The following is a 19,013-nucleotide window of genomic DNA, read 5'->3' on the forward strand; positions in this document are numbered from 1 at the left end:
GAAGCCACCTGTCCACTGGTTCACCGACACGGTCGCGGTGCAGCCCCCGGGGCCCGGTGGCTGCACCGCGACCGTGTCGGTGAACCAGTGGACAGGTGGCTTCGTGGCGACGGTGAAGGTGACGGCCGGATCATCGGCCATCAACTCCTGGGCGGTGACGATCACGTTGCCGTCGGGCGCGACGGTCACCAACGCCTGGAACGCCAACCGCAGCGCTGACTCCGGCGCCACGCGCTGGACGAACGTGGCCTACAACGGCCGGGTCGGCGCCGGCCAGTCCACCGAGTTCGGATTCCAGGCCAACGGCACGGCCGGCGGCCTGACCCCGGCCTGCGCCGCGGGCTGACGCACACCGGCCGGTGTGGAGGACGGTCGCCGATCCTCCACACCGGCCGATCCGGACCCGTCGTGGTTGCCGACGTCGATCCGGTGCTCGTAATCAGCGGCGGCCGGTGGCCAGGGAGACGAGGTACTGTCCGCCGCCGGCGTCGACGCTCGCCGTCACCGGCAGTCCGGGCACCAGCCGGGAGAACCGGTCGGCCAGCCAATCCGCCGCCTCCTGGGCGTCCTTCCTGCTCGGACAGCGGGCGACCAGCTCGCGGCCACCCTTGCGTTCGAGTCGCTCGGCGACGGCGATCAGCGGCGCGGGTTCCACCACGTGCAGACGGTCCGGCCAGGCGATGACAACCTTGACGGCGCCCTTGCGGGTGTTGCAGGCACGGTGCGCGAGTCGCTCGGTGACCTTGGCCTTCTTGTCGGCGGTGCGGCTGTCGACACTGGGACCACGCGGGTCGTTCACCGACATGTCGGCGTCGACGGGCTCGTCGCAGACCCAGCAGCGCCAACTGTCACGCTTCGCGACGTCATCGAGGAGACTCATCCGAGCAAACTAGCCTCCGTCTTTCATCAAGGGCGACGGAGGGGTTACGGGGTTCGGCTTGGCGGACTTGCAGGGATGCATACGGCATCGCTGGCGTGCTCACCGGCACCCAGGTGATGACGTTCGCCCGCCCGTTTGCCGGTGACCGGCACAGCGCGCGGCTCACCCCTCCTGCCCGTCGGTTGAACAATGCGCTGAGGTGACCGGCTTGGCGCCGGCATCATGGTGTCTCACCCCAGCTTTCGCCGACAGAGGAGATTCAACGTGTCAGGCGCAGCGTCCACCCAGGCAGGGGCTGGACCGGCGCGTCCAACCCAACTGCTGCGCCGCAACCGGCCCTTCCGAGCTCTCTTCTCGGCACGGCTTGTCTCGTACGCGGGCGACTCACTCAGCCTCGTCGCGCTCATGCTCCACGTCGCCGACACGACGGGCCAGGCTTTGGCGATCTCCCTCCTATTGCTCGTCGGAGATTTCGCCCCATCCCTGTTGGGTCCCTTCACCGGCGCCCTCACCGATCGGCTCAATCTCCGGCGGCTGATGGTCGTCTGCGAACTCATCCAAGCCGGAGTCCTGCTGGTCATTGTGCTGACCCTGCCTCCGCTGCCGGTGCTGCTGGCCCTCGTCGCGATCCGCGCCACCGCCTCGCAGATCTTCCAACCGGCATCTCGGGCGGCGGTGCCCGCACTGGTCGCTGACCGTGACCTGGAAACCGCCAACTCGACCGTCGGGTTCGGCGCCAACGCAGCCGAGGCGGTCGGCCCGCTCATCGCCGCAGCACTGTTCCCGTTGGTCGGGGTGCGTGGCCTGCTGCTCGTCGACGCCGTCTCGTTCCTGGTCTCGGCCGTGCTGCTCGCGAGGCTCCCCTCACTCCCGGCGGCGACCGGTGACGGGCATCAGCCGTCCTTGCTGCGACAGGCCAAGGCGGGGATCGGCTACTTGTTGAGCGTTCCAACGGTGCGAGTGATCTTCCTCGGCTTTACGGCGGTGGTCGCCTTCAACGGGGTCGATGACGTGGCACTGGTGCTACTGGCCCGGGAAACCTTCCAGGTTGGCAATTCCGCGGTCGGCCTCCTGCTGGGCGCGGTCGGCCTCGGACTCGTGGCCGGTTACGCCATGTTGTCCCGGTGGGGCACACGGGCGTCAATGCCACTGCTGCTGATCGTAGGTTTCGCGCTCAGCAGTGTCGGCAACCTGCTGACCGGGCTCGCCTGGGCCGTCGCCGCCGCGATCGCCCTGCAGGCTGCCCGCGGGTTCGGGCTGGCGGCCATGGACGTCGCCTCCAGCACGCTGCTGCAACGTACGGTCCCAGCGGGCATGCTCGGCAGGGTCTTCGGCAACCTGTACGGTGCCATCGGAGTCGCCGCCGCGACGTCATACATCGCCGGCGGCCTACTGCTGGACGCCACCTCCGCCCCGGTAACCCTGGTAGTCGCGGGCGTCGGCGGTTTGGTGGCCACCGGTGTCGTCGCGCTGCGATTGCCAAGGGCGATGAGACGCGCTGAGCGCATTCCGGGATAGCCTTGGCACATATGGCTACCTTTCGCAGTGCCTCAGTGCTTCTTTCCTCGGACGGCATCAGGACCCCCGGCACCGCCGCGCTCTTCGCCGAGCCCGCCCGCAAGGGTGGGATCCCGCCGTGGGCAGGTGACTTTCGACTCGCCAACAGCGCCGGCAATGGCCTCAAGAACGCGGTCGGGAAAACCTTCACGTTGGAGCTGCCCGACGGCAGCAGCGGCAAGGTCGTGGTCCAGAGCCTCAAGAACGGCAAGGGCGGCGTCGTGCTGGCGTTGATGGGCGAGGACGCACCTCCCTTCTGATCAGGAGACGGATCGCCGCCGACGCCACCGGCTCCTGAACTGCCGCTGACGACCGCGCCCACGATGATCCGCTTACCGCACCTGGGCGTTGCCGCGCTCGTGCTTCTCACCGAGAGCGGAACGCGTGGCCGGCGTTCGCGGGCACGGATACCCGTGGGAGGGGCAGAGATGGCAGCGACCGGCAGGCCGGTGGTGTTCGTCCATGGCATGTTCCTGCACGCCGCGTCGTGGGCCAGTTGGGTCGAGCTGTTTCGGGCGGCGGGACATGACCCGTTGAATCCAGGCTGGCCCGGTGAGCCGAGCACTGTCGAAGAAGCGCGGCAGGAGCCCGACCGGGTCGCGGGCAATGGCATCGACGACATCGTCGCGCACCACGCACAGATCATCCGCACGCTCGACACACGGCCGATCGTCATCGGCCACTCGACCGGCGCCGTGGTCGCGCAGCGCCTCCTCGCTCAGGACCTCGCAGCGGCGGCGGTGGCGCTGCAACCTCCACCGATCAAGGGCGTGAACCACCTCGCGCCATCGACCGTTCCCGTGGGCTGGCCCCTGCTGCGCAACCCGGCCAACCGGCGGCGGGCGCTGTCGCTGACCGCACGTCAGTTCCGCTACAGCCACGGCAATGCGCTCACCGCGACCGAGTCCGACCAGTTGTACCGGCAGTGGACCGTCCCCTCACCCGGCAGGCCGGTCTTCGAGCTGGTATCGGCAAATCTCTCCCGACGCTCACCAGCCGCGATCGACGCCGCCAACCCGACCCGGGGACCGCTGCTCATGATCGCCGGCGGAAGAGACCACAGCGCGCATCGGGTCGCCGTCAAGGCCACCGTCAAGCGATACCGTGCCTCGGCGGCCGTCACCGATTACCAGGAATTCCGCAACCGTCGGCACTCGATGCCGATCGACAGCGGCTGGCGCGAGATCGCCGACGCCAAACTGGTCTGGTTGCGACAGCACCTCCGGTGACGCGTCTCCGACACCGGGCCCTCGCCAGGCGTCGGCGACGACGGGAGCAGCCCCGTACGCTGGCGCGGTGATCGATTTTCGCACGGCGGTTGAAGCCCGCGACCCCGACGCCATCGCGGCGGCCCTGGCCGACGACGTGGTGTTTCGCAGCCCGGTGGCGTTCAAGCCCTACCCCGGCAAGGCAATCACCGCGGCGATCCTGCGTGGCGTGCTGCGGGTGTTCGAGGATTTTCGGTACGTCCGTGAGCTGAGCGGCGACGGCGGTCGCGATCACGCGCTGGTGTTCGAGGCCCGATTGGGTGACGTCGCTGTCGAGGGCTGCGACTTCCTGCACCTGGACGAGAGCGGCCTGATCGACGAGTTCACGGTCATGGTTCGTCCACTGTCCGCCGCGCAGGCGGTGGCCGCCGCGATGGCCGCCCAGTTCGAGCAGATCCAGCACGAGGCCACCGCCGGCTAGGACGGTGTGGCACCGCAACGGCTGGCCCGACGGCGTCCGCGACTGCCCGGCCAGGGAAGCGGGAGTCAGACGCTGCCCGGAGGGTGGGGGCACTATCGTTCTGACGTGCATATCCGTTTCGACGTCCCCGCCGATCCCGCGTACCCGGGCCGCGTGGCCGCTGTGCTCGGCAGTGTCCGGCTGCGCAGGTACGGCTATATCGGCGCGGTGCTGGCGGCGGTCGGGGCGATCGGTCTGGTCGTCTCGCGGGGGTTCGCGTGGGGCGAGCAGGCTTCGCCGCTGTGGATGGCGATGGTCGTGGGTGGCCTGCTGTCGATGCTGTACCTGCCGTGGGTGCGGTGGCGCGCCCGGCGCCGATCCAGTCGCTACGCCGTCGAGGGCGCCTACGACATCACCGATGACAACATCATGATGCGCAGCGGCTCGGAGTCCGGCGGTATCGCCTGGGACGGGGTCGCCCAGGTGAGCGACACCCCGGACTTCTGGATCGTGTACGTCGGCCGGATGCCGGCGACCGTGATCCCACGTTGGTTGATGTCAGCCGAGGATGCCGAGACGTTGCGAGCCTTCATGGCCAGACGTGGGCTGCTTCGGTAACCGGGTTGACCGCGAGTCGTGCGCGGCTCAACCGTCGATGCGGGTGATGTTGCGGATCTTGTTGGACGCGTCCAGGGCGGCCACCTTGTACGCCTCGGCCAGCGTCGGGTAGTTGAACACCGCGTCGACCAGGTAGTCGATCGTGCCGCCGCAGCCGATCACCGCCTGCCCGATGTGCACGATCTCGGTCGCGGCCGTCCCGAACACGTGCACGCCGAGCAGCCGGCCGTCGTCGGGGGAGACGAGGAGCTTCAGCATCCCGTACGAGTCACCCACGATCTGGCCGCGGGCCAGCTCGCGGTAGCGCGCGATGCCCACCTCGAACGGCGTCGAGGTGTCGGTCAGCTGCGCCTCGGTCCGCCCCACGAAGCTGATCTCCGGGATCGTGTAGATGCCGATCGGCTGGAGGCCGTGCATCTCCCGGATCGGCTCGCCGCAGGCGTGCTGCGCGGCCAGCCGGCCCTGCTCCATCGACGTGGACGCGAGCGCCGGAAAGCCGATCACGTCGCCGACCGCGTAGATGTTGTCGACCGAGGTGCGGTAGTTGGCGTCCACCTTGATCCGGCCGCGCCGGTCCGCCTCCAGCCCGGCTGCTTCCAGGGCCAGGTCGTCGGTCTGGCCCTGGCGGCCGGCCGAGTACATGACCGTGTCCGCGACGATCTTCTTGCCGCTCTTCAGGATGCACAGCGCCGCCGTCTGGTGCTTCTCGACGGCGGCGACCTCCTCGCCGAAGCGGAACGCCACGGACAGGTCGCGCAGGTGGTACTTGAGCGACTCGACGATCTCCTCGTCGCAGAAGTCGAGCATCCGGTCGCGGCGTTCCACCACGGTGACCTTGGTGCCGAGCGCGGCGAACATGGACGCGTACTCCATCCCGATCACACCGGCGCCGACCACGACCATGCTGCGGGGTACGGCCTGGAGGTTGATGACGCCGTCGGAGTCCACGATGGTGCGGTCGTCGAAGTCGACGCTGTCCGGGCGGGCCGGTCGGGTGCCCGCCGCGATGATGATTTTGTCGAAGGTCACCCTCGACTCGCGCCCGGAGCCGCCGTCGACCCAGATCGTGTGCGCGTCCGCGAACCGGCCGGTGCCGGTGATCATCGCGACCCGGTTGCGGGCGAGCTGGTTGCGGATGACGTCGGTCTGCCGGGTGATGACATGCTGGGTCCGGGCGGCCAGGTCGCTGACCGTGATCTCCTCCTTGACCCGGTAGCTGCTGCCGTAGAGGTCCCGCTGGCTCAGGCCGGTCAGATAGAGCACGGCCTCACGCAGCGTCTTGGACGGGACGGTGCCGGTGTTGATGCACACCCCGCCGATCATGTCGCGGCGGTCCACGATGCCGACCCGCCTGCCCAGCTTGGCGGCGGCGATCGCGGCCTTCTGCCCGCTGGGTCCGGAGCCCAGCACCACCAGGTCGTAGTCATACACAACCGTTAGCGTCGCAAGATGCCGCGGCGTGCGCCAGACCCGGACGGCGAGCGCCCGGCATCGGCTTCGCCGACCTAGCCGACGAGGCGGCGTTCCCAGGCCCAGGCGGCGATCTCGACCCGGTTGCGGGCCTCGAGCTTCATCTGCACGCTGGCCAGGTGGGTCTTGACCGTGCCGACGGCGATGAAGAGGCGGGTGGCGATCTCGGCATTGGTCAGGCCCCGGGCGACGAGCTTCACGACGTCGAGTTCCCGCGGGGACAGGCCGGCCTCGTCGCGCGCCGGAGCGGGTGGGCTGAGGTGCTCCAGCAGTCGTACCGTGATGGACGGGCTGATCAGCGCGTCACCGGACACGGCCGCGCGGACCGCCTCCACGAGCAGCGCCGGGCCGGAGTCCTTGAGCAGGAAACCGCAGGCGCCGTTGGACAGCGCGGTGTGCACGTACTCGTCGAGGTCGAAGGTCGTCACCACGACCACCCGGACCGGGTCGGCGACGCCCGGCCCGGCGAGCAGCCGCAGCGCTTCGAGGCCGTCGAGGCGGGGCATCCGGATGTCCAGCAGCACCACGTCCGGGCGCAGGCGCCGGGCCAGCTCGACGGCGACGACCCCGTCGGCAGCCTCGCCGATCACCGCCATGTCCGGCTGCGCCCCAATGATCATGCCGAAGCCGGTGCGGACCATCGCCTGGTCGTCGGCGATCAACACCCGGATCATCGGCTCACCGCCGTGCGCAGCGGAAAGGCCGCATCGAGCACCCAGCCACCGGCGACGCCCGGCCCGGCGGTGATCGTGCCGCCGAGAGCGCGTACCCGCTCGGTGAGGCCGATCAGGCCGAAGCCGTGCCCCCGCGCCGGCGCGGTGCGCCCAGACGCGCCGTCGTCGGCCACCCGGACCAGCAACCAGTCCGGGGTACGACGCACGGCCACGTCCACGGACCGGGCGTCCGGCGCGTGCTGACGGGTGTTGGTCAGCCCCTCCATCACCACCCGGTACGCCGAGGTCGAGACCTCCACCGGCAGCCCGTCCAGGTCACCATCGACGTGTAGCCGTGCCGGCGCGCTCGCCGTGCCGTTGAACCCCGTCAGCAGCGGCGCCAGGTCGGTCACGCCGGCCAGCGGGGCCAACGGCGCCTCCGGCGGGGCGTCCGGGTTGCGCAAAATCCCCACCATCCGTCGCATCGAGGCCATCGTCTCCGCGCCGGCCCGCTCGATCTGCTCCAGGGCGACGATCACCCGCTGCGGGTCCCGCTCGGCGACGAACCGGGCGCCCTGCGCCTGCACCACGATGCCGGTCACGTGGTGGGCGATGAAGTCGTGCAGGTCACGGGCGAACTCGGCGCGCTGCTCGGCTCGGACCAGCGCGATCGCCCGTTCCCGGCCGGCCGCGATGGTCCGCAGATAGAGCCCCACCCCGGCGGCGCCGGCCGCGGCGAGCACCTGGAGCAGACCGAAGATCACGAACAGGCTGTCGGTGCCGGACCGCAGCGGCAGCGCGGCGACGGCGAGCCCGGCGGCCACCGCCGCCCACGGGGCGAGCCGGGACGCGCCCCAGCGGGTCACCACGAAGACCACCGCGAGCAGCCCGGCCGACTCGGCGAGCCCCCAGCTGCCCCCGAGCACGTAGCTGTTGTGGGCGACGACCCGGATCGCCGCGGTCACGGCGAGTGAGGCGGTGGCGAGCGCGAGCGCGGCCAGGGGCAGCCGGCGGGAACCCAGCCGGTGCACCGGCAGCCAGAGCGGCACCGTCGCCACCGCCAGCCCCAACCGCACCAGCAGGAGCAGCAGAGCGGCCGTGCTCATGCTCCCGGACGCGCTGAACCGCAGGTCGAAGAGGGTGAGCAGGCCAATGGTCACCAGGCCGGCGGCCTGGGCCAGGCGTACCCACAGTCGTCGAAGGTCCGGCGCGCTCATGGTGACCCAGCGTAGCCAGCCGGGCGGGGCTGGCAGATCAGCCGAAAGGCAGACCCGACGCTGGCGATACCTGGCCCCCGGCCGATGCGCGGACCGGCTGGCGGCAGCGACGCTTCCCGGGTCACATCGCAGCCACTGGAGGAACACAATGACGACGCATGCCCCGCCGGGAACCAGCCAGGCCGCGGTCGCCGCGGTCGACCTGGTGAAGGTGTACGGCAGCGGGGACACCGCGGTCCGTGCCCTGGACGGGGTCTCGGTCGGCTTCGGCCGAGCCGAGTTCACCGCGATCATGGGCTCGTCCGGGTCCGGCAAGTCGACCCTGATGCACTGCCTCGCCGGCCTCGACACGGCCACCTCCGGCCGGGTCCTGCTCGGCGGGACGGAGCTGACGGGCCAGTCGGACCGGACGCTGACCCGGGTACGACGGGAGCGGATCGGGTTCGTCTTCCAGTCCTTCAACCTGCTGCCGCAGCTCACCGCCGCGCAGAACATCACCCTGCCGCTGGATCTCGCCGGCCGGCAGCCCGACGCCGAGCTCTTCGCCCACCTGGTCGGCGTACTGGGGCTCGACCAGCGGCTCGGCCACCGACCCAGCGAGCTCTCCGGCGGTCAGCAGCAGCGGGTCGCGTTGGCCCGGGCGCTGGTGGCGCGCCCCGAGGTGGTCTTCGCCGACGAGCCGACCGGCAACCTCGACTCCCGCTCCGGCGCGGAGGTGCTCACCATCCTGCGCGACTCGGTACGCGACCTCGGCCAGACCGTCGTCATGGTCACCCACGACCCGATCGCCGCCGCGTACGCTGACCGGGTGGTGCTGCTCGCCGACGGCCGGATCGCCGGCGAGATCGACAAGCCGGACCAGGTGTCGGTCACCGACGCGCTGCGTGACCTGGCGGCCGGCGCATGAGGGCGACGGTGCTGCGTACCCAGACCAGCGCGGCGGCCCGGCGACCCGGCCGGCTGATCCTGACCGGCCTGGCGATCCTGGTCGCGTCGTTCGTCGTCTTCGGCACCGTGTTGGTGCAGCAGATCACCGAACGGACCGTGCGGGACAACCTCAGCGGCACCGCGGCCACCACCGACCTGGTCATCGGCGACCCCGAGCAGCCGCCGCCCACCGTGACGGAGCTGACGCACGTCCGTGCCGTGCCGGGCGTGGCCGAGGCGGTGGGCCGGATGACGATCGGGGTGTCCCTCGGGGAGGGGTACCTCAACCTGCAGGCCGATCCGGGCACCGGGCCGCTGGCCACGGTCCGGCTGATCGAGGGCAGGTACCCGGACCGGCCCGGCGAGATCGCGATCACCCCGCGCACCGCCGAGCGGCTCGGACTCTCGGTCGGCACCTCTACCGACGGCATGGCCGGTGAACTCACCACGCCCACCCGCCTGACCGTGACCGGCATGGTCGAGCCCACCGCCGACGCCGGCTTCGACGCGTACGCCCCGGACAGCGTCGTGATCTCCTGGGCCGGCCTGACGGCCGTGGAGCACGTCGATGTGCGGGTGGCCCCTGGTGAGTCGGCGGACGACGTTCGCCAACGGGTTGCCGCGGTCGCGGCCGGCCGGCCGATCCGCTCCGGCGCCGAGGTGCGCCAGGCGGAGGCCAACGCGTCGGCCGAGCAGGTCGGTGGGCTCTTCATCCTGGTCGGCCTGTTCGTCTCGATCGCGGTCGTCGCGGCGGCGCTGGTGGTCACCTCGACCTTCCGCATCGTCTTCGCCCAGCGGATGCGGCAGCTCGCGCTGCTGCGCGCGGTCGGCGCGGGTCGGGGCACCCTGGTCGGGGCGTTGACCGCCGAGGGAGCCCTGACCGGGCTCGTCGCCAGCGTCATCGGGGTCATCGGCGCCCTCGCCCTCGGGTACGCGCTGCCGGCGATCCTGCGCTCCACCGGCCACGCGGTCTCGTCGCCCGGCCTGCCCCTCGCGGTGGCGGTCGCCGTGGTGATCGGCGCCGTCGGGATCACCGTGCTGGCCGTCCTGGCGCCGGCACTCTCGGCCGCCCGGGTCTCCCCGCTGGAGGCACTGCGCACGGCGAGCACCACCCCCGGTCGGCGTGGCATCGGAGGGCTGCGCCTGGTGTTCGGGCTGCTCCTGGCCGTCGGCGCGGTCCTGGCCGCCGCCGCAACGATCAGCCAGTTGCCGGAGCCGGAGCAGACGTCGTACGACCCGACGGGGCCACTGCTCCTGCTGATCGGGTCCGGCGCGCTGGCGTACGTCGCGCTGGTCACCCTCGGGCCGCCGCTGGTGCGTCCGGTGCTGGCCGTGGTGGGATGGCCGCTGCGCCAGCTCGGGCCGCTCGGCCGGATGTCGGTCGGCGGTATCGGCGGGGCGCCGCGCCGGGCGGCCGCCGTCTCCGTCGTGGTCGCGCTCGGCGTGACCCTGATCTCCGGGGTGGCCATCGGCGGCACGTCGCTGCAGGTCCTCGTCGACCGCGAGATGGCGCTCTCGGCGCCGACCGACTTCGAGGTCACCAGCAACGGTGGGACCCTGCCGGCCGCTGTCGTGAGCCGGGCCGAGGCCGCGCGCGGGGCGCTGGCCCGAGTGGTGCCGTACCGACGGATCGACGACGTCACGCTGCTGCGCGGCGGCGACAAGCTCGGCGACGCCGAGTCCGGGTACCCGACGAACGACCTGGACCTGACGGCGTTGCCCAGCACCGGCGATCTGGACGTGGCGCAGGGCACGCTGGCCGACCGTGGCCCCGGCCGGATCGTGCTGAACAGCTGGGTTGCCCGGGACACCGGTCTGCGGGCCGGCGACACCGTCACGCTCGCCGTCGCCGCGCACAGGGTCGACGTGCGGGTGGCCGCGGTCCTGCCCGGTGACGGCCCGCTGCACGCGGGCATCCTCACCGACCGGACCGACCTGGACCGGCTCGGCGTGCCGACGGCGTACACCGGTCTGCTGGCCGACGCGGCCGGCTCCGGCGAGGACGGCCGCACCGCCGGCGTGCGGGCGCTGCGGCAGGCGATCGGAGGCAGCGACGGGGTGGGCCTCGCGGTCCTCGCCGACGAACGGGACCGCAACGACGCGTTGGTGCGCACCCTGGTCTGGATCGCGGTCGGCCTGGTCAGCCTGACCGTGCTGATCGCGGTCGTCGGCGTGGGCTCCACGACCGCGCTCTCGGTGGTGGAACGGGTACGCGAGTCCGGGTTGCTTCGTGCGATCGGCCTGTCCCGAACCGGCCTGCGCACGATGTTGACCGTCGAGTCCGGCCTCTACGGGGTGATCGGCGCGACCATCGGCCTGCTGCTCGGCGTCCCGTACGCCTGGTTGGCGGTCCAGGCCCTCGGGATCAACGCACCGTTGACCGTCCCGGTGCTGCCGCTGGTCGGGCTCTTCGTGACGCTGGTCGTCCTGACCGCGTTGGCCGGGGTCCTGCCGGCACGGCGGGCATCGCGGGTCAGCCCGGTGGTGGCACTGGGGGCCGACGGCTGAGCACGGCCGCGGGTCGGCCGCATTCGGGCGAAGCGGCCGACCCGCCCGCCGGCCGCACCTAGCATCGGGACAGGACCGTCCGATTCCGGCCCACGACCAGGAGGCATCGGCATGAGCTACGTCAAGGCCAAGGACGGCACCAAGCTCTACTACAAGGACTGGGGCGAGGGGCCGGTCGTCACCTTCTCCCACGGCTGGCCGTTGAGCGCCGACGCCTGGGACGGGCAGATGCTCTTCCTCGTCCAGAACGGGTTCCGGGTGGTCGCGCACGACCGTCGCGGGCACGGCCGGTCGAGCCAGGCCCGCACCGGCAACGACATGAACGGGTACGCCGACGACCTGGCCGCGGTCATCGAGGCGCTGGACCTGCGGGACGTCACCCTGGTCGGTCACTCCACCGGCGGGGGAGAGGTGGCCCGCTACATCGGCCGGCACGGGACGGAGCGGGTCGCCAAGGCCGTGCTCATGTCCGCCGTACCGCCGATCATGGTGCAGAGCGCGGACAACCCGGAGGGGCTGCCGATCAGCGCCTTCGACGACCTGCGGGCCCAGCTCTTCGCCGACCGGTCGCAGTTCTACCAGGACCTGGCACTGATGTTCTACGGCGCCAACCGCAAGGGCGCGAAGGTCTCCAAGGGGATCCTCGACCAGTTCTGGCTGTGGAGCATGCAGTCCGGCCTGTGGAACGCCTACGAGAGCATCAAGGCGTTCTCCGAGACGGACTTCCGGGACGACCTGGCGAAGTTCGACATCCCGACGCTGGTGATGCACGGCGAGGACGACCAGATCGTGCCGGTGAAGGACTCGGCGCACAAGACCGCGAAGCTCGTCGCGAACGCCAAGGAGATCTACTACCCGGGCGCGCCGCACGGCATGACGGCGACGATGCAGGACCAGGTCAACAAGGACCTGCTCGCGTTCCTGCGGAGCTGACGGGTCAGACGAGCTGGGCGCCGATGACGGCGAGCAGCCGCAGCTTCTCGTCGCTCTCCGACCCGGGCACGGCGGTGAAGACCAGCAACGTCTGGGACTGGTCGGGATCCACCAGCGTCTGGCAGTGCAGCTCCAGCGGCCCCACCTCGGGATGCACGAAGTGCTTCGGCGGGCAGTAGCCGCCCGGCACCGGATGCTCCCGCCACAACTGCGCGAACTCCGGGCTCGCGGCCAGCAGATCGTCGACGATCGCGGAGGCCCGCGAGTCCCGTCCATCGCGGGTGTACGCCGCGTGCAGGTGCGCCACGAGGAGCCGGCTCTGCGTCTGGTGGTCCCGCGCCGGGTGCAACTGCCGTGCCTGCGGATCGGTGAACCAGCGGTGGTGCAGGCTGCGGGCCAGCCCGGTGTGCCGGGTCTCGTCGCCGAGCAGTGCGACCGCCGGCGCGGTCTGCGCCAGGGTCTCGCCGAGGTGGTTCACCACCTGGGCGGGGGTGTCGTGCAGCCGGTCGAGGATGCGCATCATCCCCGGGTTGACGTGGTCGGCCCGGACCGCTCGGTGCGGGACGGCGTGACCGGCTAGCTGGAACAGGTGGTCCCGCTCGGTCAGGGTGAGTCGCAGGCCACGGGCCAGGGCGGCGAGCATCTGCTCCGACGGGTGCGGCCCGCGCTGCTGCTCCAGCCGGCTGTAGTAGTCGGTGGACATCCCGCTCAACGCGGCCACTTCCTCGCGCCGTAGCCCACCGGTCCGCCGGCGCTGGCCCCGGGGGAGTCCCACGTCCTCGGGCTGGAGCGCCTCGCGTCGGGTACGCAGAAAGCTGGCGAGTTGGGCGCGGTCCACGCTGACTCCTCGATCGGCGGATGCCGGCGGTCAACCGGCACGTGCAGTGCAACAGGTGGGCAGGGGCGCGCTGTTCCACGCGATCCCCGCCCAGCCTGATCAACGCTGGATGGACTTGGTCTCCAGGAACTCCTCAAGGCCGAAGCGGCCGAACTCGCGGCCGTTGCCTGACCGCTTGTAACCGCCGAAGGGTGCGAGCGGGTTCCAGTGACCGGCGTTCACGTCGACCTGTCCCACCCGCAGCCGCTTGGCGACCGCCAGGGCGTGCTCCGGCTCGCCGAAGACGCCGCTGGTCAGGCCGTACAGCGTGCCGTTGGCGATGGCCACGGCCTCGTCGTCGTCGGCGTACGGGATGATCGTCAGCACCGGGCCGAAGATCTCCTCCTGAGCGATCGCCGAGGCCGGGTCGACGTCAGCGAAGATCGTCGGCTGCACGTAGGCGCCCGTCGCCAGGCCCTCCGGGCGGCCCGGGCCGCCGAACACGAGCCGGGCGCCGTCGGCGATGCCCCGTTCGATGTAGCCGACGACCTTCTGCCGGTGGGCCTCCGAGGCCATCGGACCCACCCGGGTCGTCTCGTCGGTGGGGTCACCGACGGTGAACTGCTTCGCCGCCTCGACGGCCAGCGCCACGACCTCGTCCTGGCGGGAGGCGGGCACCAGCATCCGTGGCCACGCGCCGCAGACCTGGCCGCCGTTGGCGAACGCCATCATGACGCCCTTGGTGACCGCCGTCGGCAGGTCGGCGTCGTCGAGGATGATGTTCGCGCCCTTGCCGCCCAGCTCCAGCGCGACCCGCTTGACGGTCGCCGCGGCGACCGCCCCGATCCGCTGCCCGGCCCGGGTGGAGCCGGTGAAGGAGATCATGTCGATGTCCGGGTGGGCGGAGATGGCCTCGCCGACGACCGCGCCGGTGCCGTACACCACGTTGAACACACCCGCGGGTACGCCGGCCTCGGCGGCGACCTCGGCGAGGATGCGGGCGGTCAGCGGGGCGTTCTCGGACGGCTTGAAGACCATCGTGTTCCCCGCGAGCAGCGCCGGGGCCAGCTTGGAGACGATCTGCTGCAGCGGGAAGTTCCACGGCGTGATCGCACCGACCACGCCGATCGGCTCGCGGACGATCAGCGAGTTGCCGACCTCCTCGGTCCAGGCGAAGTCGTCGGCGAGGCCGGCGAACGATTCGATCACGGCGGCCGGAAAAGCGACCTGGGCGGTCCGGGACATGCCGATCGGGGAGCCCATCTCGGCGGTGATCGCCCCGGCGATCTCCTCCTGCCGGGCGGCGAGGCCGGCGCCCAGGCGGCGCAGCACCTCCGCCCGCTGCTGTGGCGTGCTCGCCGCCCAGGCGGGGAAGGCGGCCCGCGCGGCGGCGACGGCCCGGTCGACGTCGGCGGCAGAGCCGGCCGGCGTCTCGGCGACGATGTCGCCGGTCGCCGGGTTCACGACGGGAAGGGTGCCGGCCGAGCCGGCGACGATCTCGCCACCGATCCAGTGGCCGGTGACGGTGCGGGTGGAAGGTGTCATGCACCGACCGTGGCACCGGCGCCGAACCCCAACCAGGTGCGGTCTATCCAGGGTTTCGCGATCCCTGGCTGGGGTCCGGCCAGGTCACAGCGCGAGGACGACGCGGCCGGCCGCGGTGCCGTTGTCCTGCCGCTCCCAGGCTTCCGCGACCGAGGCGAACGGCACGATCTCATGGTCGACGGTGAGCCTGCCGGCGGCCGCATGCCCCGCCACCACGGACAGTGACGCCGCCCGCTGCTCGGTCGACAACCCGTTGTTGGTGTAGCCGATCATCCGCAGCGACCCGCTGCGCAGCACGGCGGACTCGATCGGCGCGGTCGCGCCCGCGGCGCTGCCCAGGTTGACCAGGCGGCCACCCGGGCGCAGCACCCGCAGCGCCGCCGCGGCCGGCACGCCGAAGACCGGATCGAGGACGAGGTCGACCGGGCCCTCGGCGGCGTCGCGCAGCCGTTCGGCCAGCGACGCGACGTCGTCGTCCGGGAGCAGCGGGACGGAGACCGCGGCACCGAGTTCCTCGGCACGGGCCCGCGCCGAGGCGGAGCGGGCCACGGCGATCACGCGCCGCGCCCCGCCGAGCAGCGCCAGCTGGACGGCCGCCTGGCCGACCACGCCGCCGGCGCCGAGCACGATGACCTGCTCATCGGCTGCCAGGTCGCCGGCGTGCGTGAGGGCCGCGTGCGCGGCGACCGCGGAGAGGCCTAGGGCGGCGAGCAGGATCAGCGGTACGCCGGGCGGCAGCGCCACCACGTCCGCGGCGGGCACCGCGACGATGGTCGCCATGCTGCCGTCGACCCCGGACCGCATCCCGGCCGAGGTGCCGAACCAGACGGGGGGGCCGTCGGCGAGCCGGCCGACGCCCTGCACGCCCGGCACGTACGGGGTCGCGGGCGTGCCGAAGTAGCTGGTGCCGCTGGCGCAGAGCACGTCCAGCGGGGTGATCGGCACCGCCTCGACGGTGACCGCCACCTCGCCGTCCGCCGGCACGGGGGCCGGCCGTTCGGCGATCGTCGGTGGGGTGCCGCAGGCGGTGAGCAGGGCCGCGCGGATCACGTCGCGATGTCCGGGTAGGGCATCGCGAAGTGCGCCAACCGCGCTCCGTAGGACTTCTGGTACTCCAGCGGCTCGGTGTTGTCCCGTTCGAAGACGGCGATGAAGAGGGTCAGGGTCAGGAACGGGTGCGCGCCCAACTCGAACAGCTTCACGTGGTCGTGAGTGGCCAACGCCTCGCGCTCCACGTCGTCGAAGCGCAGCCAGGTGCTCGCCTCACCGGTGTGACAGTTCAGCACCGTGTTGGCGCACTCGGCCTCCCACCAGGCCACCAGCTCGCGCGGCTCGCTGCGATAGCGCTCGACCAGCTCCGGGTCCCGGTCGACCATGAAGAGGAACTTGTTCAGCAGGTATTTGCTCATGCCGCCGGCGCTCCGTTCGGGTACCAGGTGAAGTACGCCTCCATGGTGTGGAACAGATCGAGGGTGTCGACGTAGTCGGCCTTCACGCCGGCACCGGCCACACCCATCATGAGCATGAAGTCCATGAAGCCGTGGGTGGCGTTGCCCGGCGAGTGCAGGCTGTCCAGGGTGACCTCGCGTAGGCACCCGTCGAGGTCGCCGTTGGCGATCCACTCGACCGCCCGCTGGTCGAACTCCGGGTCCGGGCCGTGCGGGCCGAACTGTCGCGGACCGCCCAGCTCCAGGGAGAGGTGGCCGGTGCCGATGACGGCGACCCGCAGGTGCGACGGCCACGACTCGACGATCTGCCGGATCGCCGCGCCGAGCTGGACGAAGCGCTTCGGCTGCGGCAGCGGCGGCGCGAAGATGTTCGTGTAGATCGGCACGATCGGCAGGTCGGCCTCGGGCCGCAGCGTGATGATCGGGCACGTGATGCTGTGGTCGATCCGCAGCTCATTGCTGAACGCGAGGTCGAAGCCGGCGTCCAGACCGGCCCGCAGGATGTGCCCGGACAGGTCCTCCTGGCCCTTGAGCAGCATCCGGGGCAGCCCGAACTCGCGCTCCTCGTTGTACCAGTTGGCGTCGTAGAAGGGCGCCTTGCCGACCAGGAACTGCGGCATGTTGTCCAGCCACAGCTGGTGGAAGTGGTCGGAGCCGACCATCACCAGCACGTCGGGCCTGGCCCGGGTCAGGGTCTCGCGGAAGGCCAGGATCTTGCTGGTCCACTCGTCGGCGAACGGCGGCCGGTCCTCGCCAGTGGCCGTGCTGGCCCGGTAGTAGAAGGGGTGGTGGGTGGAGGCGATGACCGCGACGATGGAGGCCATTCCCACTCCTCTCGGGGGCTGGAAAAGGGGGGATCAGGGTTCGTAGACGGCGTTGCGGTCGACGGCGCGGTAGATGTCCATGCCGAGGGGTCGGCGCCGCTCCTCGGCGAGGTGCCCGAGCAGCCCGGCCGCGCGGGCCAGCAGGGCGAAACCGCGCAGCAGCTCGACGGGGAGCCCGAGGTCGGCGAGCGCCGCGCCGCACACCCCCGCGCCGTTGAGCGGCAGGGTCCGGCCGAGCACCTGCGGGTGCACCCGCCCGATCGCCTCGAACAACCGCAGGTGCGGGCCGTGCAGGCCCTCCTCGGTGGCGATCCGGATCAGGACGGGGGTGCGCGGGTCCTGCTCCTTGTGCACGGGGTGCCCTAGGCCCGGGACGAGCCGGCGCTCCTGCCTCGCCCGGGTGACGGCGTCGAGCGCCACAGCCTCGTAGTCGGTCACCTCGCCGGCCTGCGCGAGCGTGTCGGCGAGGAACCGTCCACAGTCCTCGGTGACACCGAGGAAGCGGGAGCCACCGCCGAGCAGGCCGGCGGCGAGCGCACCCTGTAGCGACTCCGGCGCGGACAGGTAGGTGAGCCGGGCCGCGATCGCCGTCGGGGTGAAGCCGTGGTCGGCGAGCGCCACCAGCACCGCCTCGAAGACCCGCACCTCGCCCCGGGTGGGGCGGCGGCCGGCGACCAGCCAGTACGCCAGCTCTCCGAAGCCGACCTGGCCCATCAGGTCGGCGGCCAGGTCCTGCCCGAGCAGGGAGATGGTGGTCGGGTCGGACGTGCCGATCCCGGTCGGGAAGCTCAGCTCTTCAGCCACGCGCGGATCTCCTCGCCGTGTTCGTCGAGCCCGGGCGGCGGCAGCTCGTACCGGGCGGGGGTGTCGGAGAAGGTGATGGGGTTGCGGACCCCCGGCACGTCGCCGACGGCGACCACCGGGTCGAGCCCCAGCTCCTGGGCGAGGGCCACGCCGCCGTCGATGGTGTTGATCGGTGCGCACGGCACGCCCGCGGCGAGCAGGTCGCGGAACCACTCGTCCTTGGTTCGCTTGGCGAGTCGTTCGACGAGCAGGGGCCGCAACTGCTCGCGGTTGGCGGTGCGGTCCTGGTTGCGGCCGAAGCGCGGGTCGTCGGGCAGGTCGGGCAGGTCGAGCACCTGGCACAGCTTGCGGAACTGCCCGTCGTTGCCGGCGATGACGATCAGCTCGCCGTCGGCGGTGGGCAGCGGCTCGTACGGGAAGAGGCTGGGGTGTGCGTTGCCCATCCGGAACGGGACGGTGCCGCCGGCGACGTAGCCGCTGGAGTGGTTGACCAGGCCGGACAGCGCGGAGCTGAGCAGGTTGACCTCGACGTGCTGCCCCTTTCCCGTCGCGCCCCGGTGGTGCAGCGCGGCGAGGATGCCGATGCTCGCGTGCAGCCCGGCCATCACGTCGAACACGGAGATGCCGGCCCGGTACGGCGGGCCGTCCGGGTCGCCGGTGAGACTCATCAGGCCCGAGATGGCCTGCACCATCAGGTCGTAGCCGGGAAAATCCGCTCCCGCGCCGGTGCCGAAACCGCTGATGCTCGCGTACACGACCTTTTCGTTGCCGGCGGCGACGGTGTCGTAGTCGAGGCCGAAGCGGGCGAGGCCACCGGGCCGAAAGTTCTCGATCATGACGTCGGCGCGCCGGGCGAGTTCCTGCGCGGCGGCCAGGTCGTCCGGCTTCTTCAGATCCAGGGCGACCGACCGCTTGTTGCGGTTGATGCCGAGGTAGTACGTCGAGACGCCGTCGCGGGTGGGCGGCATCCAGGTGCGGGTGTCATCGCCACCGGGGCTCTCCACCTTGACCACCTGGGCGCCCAGGTCGGCCAGGAGCATCGTGGCGTACGGCCCGGCGAGGATCCGGGAGAAGTCCGCGACGAGCAGGCCGGCCAGTGGTCCCGTTGATTGCTGCACCATGTTTCCGCCCGTTCTGCGGACAC

Annotated in this window: 20 protein-coding genes; 9 read left to right on the top strand and 11 right to left on the bottom strand. The window is 71.5% G+C overall.

All coding sequences use genetic code 11. From position 1 onward, the window contains the following. Positions 1 to 346, top strand: a 346-nt coding sequence (locus EAD98_RS05850; protein WP_199723302.1) for a cellulose binding domain-containing protein, incomplete at its 5' end; no start/stop codon positions are given. Between the two features lie 93 nt (positions 347 to 439). On the opposite strand, the gene EAD98_RS05855 is transcribed toward EAD98_RS05850, so the two are convergent. Continuing rightward, entirely contained in the window at positions 440 to 880 is a 441-nt protein-coding gene (locus EAD98_RS05855) for a hypothetical protein (protein WP_121653052.1), read from the bottom strand. A gap of 222 nt (positions 881 to 1,102) precedes the next feature. Here EAD98_RS05855 and EAD98_RS05860 point away from each other — a divergent pair, with 222 nt between their 5' ends. From EAD98_RS05860 to EAD98_RS05880, 5 genes are all read left to right on the top strand, one after another. Continuing rightward, positions 1,103 to 2,398 carry an MFS transporter gene (locus EAD98_RS05860; RefSeq protein ID WP_121653053.1) on the top strand — a complete coding sequence of 432 codons (1,296 nt, stop codon included), beginning with the start codon at positions 1,103 to 1,105 and terminating at the stop codon, positions 2,396 to 2,398. An 11-nt stretch (positions 2,399 to 2,409) separates the two neighbouring features. Then, positions 2,410 to 2,697, top strand: coding sequence for a hypothetical protein (locus EAD98_RS05865; protein WP_233583727.1), 288 nt, complete (start codon positions 2,410 to 2,412; stop codon positions 2,695 to 2,697). A gap of 168 nt (positions 2,698 to 2,865) precedes the next feature. Further along, positions 2,866 to 3,666, top strand: coding sequence for an alpha/beta hydrolase (locus tag EAD98_RS05870; protein ID WP_121653055.1), 801 nt, complete (start codon positions 2,866 to 2,868; stop codon positions 3,664 to 3,666). A gap of 67 nt (positions 3,667 to 3,733) precedes the next feature. Next, the gene (locus EAD98_RS05875; protein ID WP_121653056.1) at positions 3,734 to 4,126 is read left to right on the top strand and encodes a nuclear transport factor 2 family protein; all 393 of its coding nucleotides are present in this window, start codon (positions 3,734 to 3,736) and stop codon (positions 4,124 to 4,126) included. Between the two features lie 105 nt (positions 4,127 to 4,231). Next, positions 4,232 to 4,723, top strand: a complete 492-nt coding sequence (locus tag EAD98_RS05880) for a YcxB family protein (RefSeq protein WP_121653057.1) — start codon at positions 4,232 to 4,234, stop codon at positions 4,721 to 4,723. 27 nt (positions 4,724 to 4,750) lie between these two features. On the opposite strand, the gene sthA is transcribed toward EAD98_RS05880, so the two are convergent. The 3 genes from sthA to EAD98_RS05895 form a co-directional block, all read right to left on the bottom strand. Then, positions 4,751 to 6,154, bottom strand: coding sequence for a Si-specific NAD(P)(+) transhydrogenase (gene sthA / locus EAD98_RS05885; RefSeq protein WP_121653058.1), 1,404 nt, complete (start codon positions 6,152 to 6,154; stop codon positions 4,751 to 4,753). Between the two features lie 74 nt (positions 6,155 to 6,228). Then, positions 6,229 to 6,867 (bottom strand): response regulator transcription factor, encoded by a 639-nt coding sequence (locus EAD98_RS05890; RefSeq protein ID WP_121653059.1) that lies wholly within the window; start codon positions 6,865 to 6,867, stop codon positions 6,229 to 6,231. Continuing rightward, positions 6,864 to 8,063 carry a sensor histidine kinase gene (locus EAD98_RS05895; RefSeq protein ID WP_121653060.1) on the bottom strand — a complete coding sequence of 400 codons (1,200 nt, stop codon included), beginning with the start codon at positions 8,061 to 8,063 and terminating at the stop codon, positions 6,864 to 6,866. Before EAD98_RS05895 ends, EAD98_RS05890 begins: the two co-directional genes overlap by 4 nt. 148 nt (positions 8,064 to 8,211) lie before the next feature. On the opposite strand from EAD98_RS05895, the gene EAD98_RS05900 reads away from it, so the two are divergent. The 3 genes from EAD98_RS05900 to EAD98_RS05910 all read left to right on the top strand — a co-directional run bounded on the left by EAD98_RS05900 (position 8,212) and on the right by EAD98_RS05910 (position 12,431). Further along, positions 8,212 to 8,970 carry an ABC transporter ATP-binding protein gene (locus tag EAD98_RS05900; RefSeq protein ID WP_121653061.1) on the top strand — a complete coding sequence of 253 codons (759 nt, stop codon included), beginning with the start codon at positions 8,212 to 8,214 and terminating at the stop codon, positions 8,968 to 8,970. After that, a complete protein-coding gene (locus EAD98_RS05905; RefSeq protein WP_121653062.1) occupies positions 8,967 to 11,498 on the top strand; it encodes an ABC transporter permease in 2,532 nt (843 codons plus the stop codon). The genes EAD98_RS05900 and EAD98_RS05905 overlap by 4 nt, the downstream gene beginning before the upstream one ends. 111 nt (positions 11,499 to 11,609) lie before the next feature. Continuing rightward, the gene (locus tag EAD98_RS05910; protein ID WP_121653063.1) at positions 11,610 to 12,431 is read left to right on the top strand and encodes an alpha/beta fold hydrolase; all 822 of its coding nucleotides are present in this window, start codon (positions 11,610 to 11,612) and stop codon (positions 12,429 to 12,431) included. 4 nt (positions 12,432 to 12,435) lie between these two features. Here EAD98_RS05910 and EAD98_RS05915 read toward each other — a convergent pair whose 3' ends face one another. The 7 genes from EAD98_RS05915 to EAD98_RS05945 form a co-directional block, all read right to left on the bottom strand. Next, positions 12,436 to 13,269: a helix-turn-helix transcriptional regulator gene (locus EAD98_RS05915; RefSeq protein WP_121653064.1), complete on the bottom strand. Its 834-nt coding sequence runs from the start codon at positions 13,267 to 13,269 to the stop codon at positions 12,436 to 12,438. A 99-nt stretch (positions 13,270 to 13,368) separates the two neighbouring features. Then, positions 13,369 to 14,793, bottom strand: a complete 1,425-nt coding sequence (locus tag EAD98_RS05920) for an aldehyde dehydrogenase family protein (protein WP_121653065.1) — start codon at positions 14,791 to 14,793, stop codon at positions 13,369 to 13,371. An 84-nt stretch (positions 14,794 to 14,877) separates the two neighbouring features. Beyond that, positions 14,878 to 15,843, bottom strand: coding sequence for a zinc-binding alcohol dehydrogenase family protein (locus tag EAD98_RS05925; protein ID WP_121653066.1), 966 nt, complete (start codon positions 15,841 to 15,843; stop codon positions 14,878 to 14,880). Beyond that, positions 15,840 to 16,202, bottom strand: a complete 363-nt coding sequence (locus EAD98_RS05930) for a hypothetical protein (protein ID WP_121653067.1) — start codon at positions 16,200 to 16,202, stop codon at positions 15,840 to 15,842. Before EAD98_RS05930 ends, EAD98_RS05925 begins: the two co-directional genes overlap by 4 nt. Further along, entirely contained in the window at positions 16,199 to 17,065 is an 867-nt protein-coding gene (locus EAD98_RS05935) for an extradiol ring-cleavage dioxygenase (RefSeq protein WP_121653068.1), read from the bottom strand. The genes EAD98_RS05930 and EAD98_RS05935 overlap by 4 nt, the downstream gene beginning before the upstream one ends. Positions 17,066 to 17,098: 33 nt before the next feature. Then, positions 17,099 to 17,869: a citryl-CoA lyase gene (locus tag EAD98_RS05940; RefSeq protein ID WP_121653069.1), complete on the bottom strand. Its 771-nt coding sequence runs from the start codon at positions 17,867 to 17,869 to the stop codon at positions 17,099 to 17,101. Beyond that, positions 17,854 to 18,990, bottom strand: a complete 1,137-nt coding sequence (locus EAD98_RS05945) for a CaiB/BaiF CoA-transferase family protein (RefSeq protein ID WP_121653070.1) — start codon at positions 18,988 to 18,990, stop codon at positions 17,854 to 17,856. The genes EAD98_RS05940 and EAD98_RS05945 overlap by 16 nt, the downstream gene beginning before the upstream one ends. Between the last annotated feature and the right edge of the window lie 23 nt (positions 18,991 to 19,013).

The organism is Micromonospora sp. CV4 (genome assembly GCF_003667455.1).
Classification (GTDB): Bacteria; Actinomycetota; Actinomycetes; order Mycobacteriales; family Micromonosporaceae; genus Micromonospora.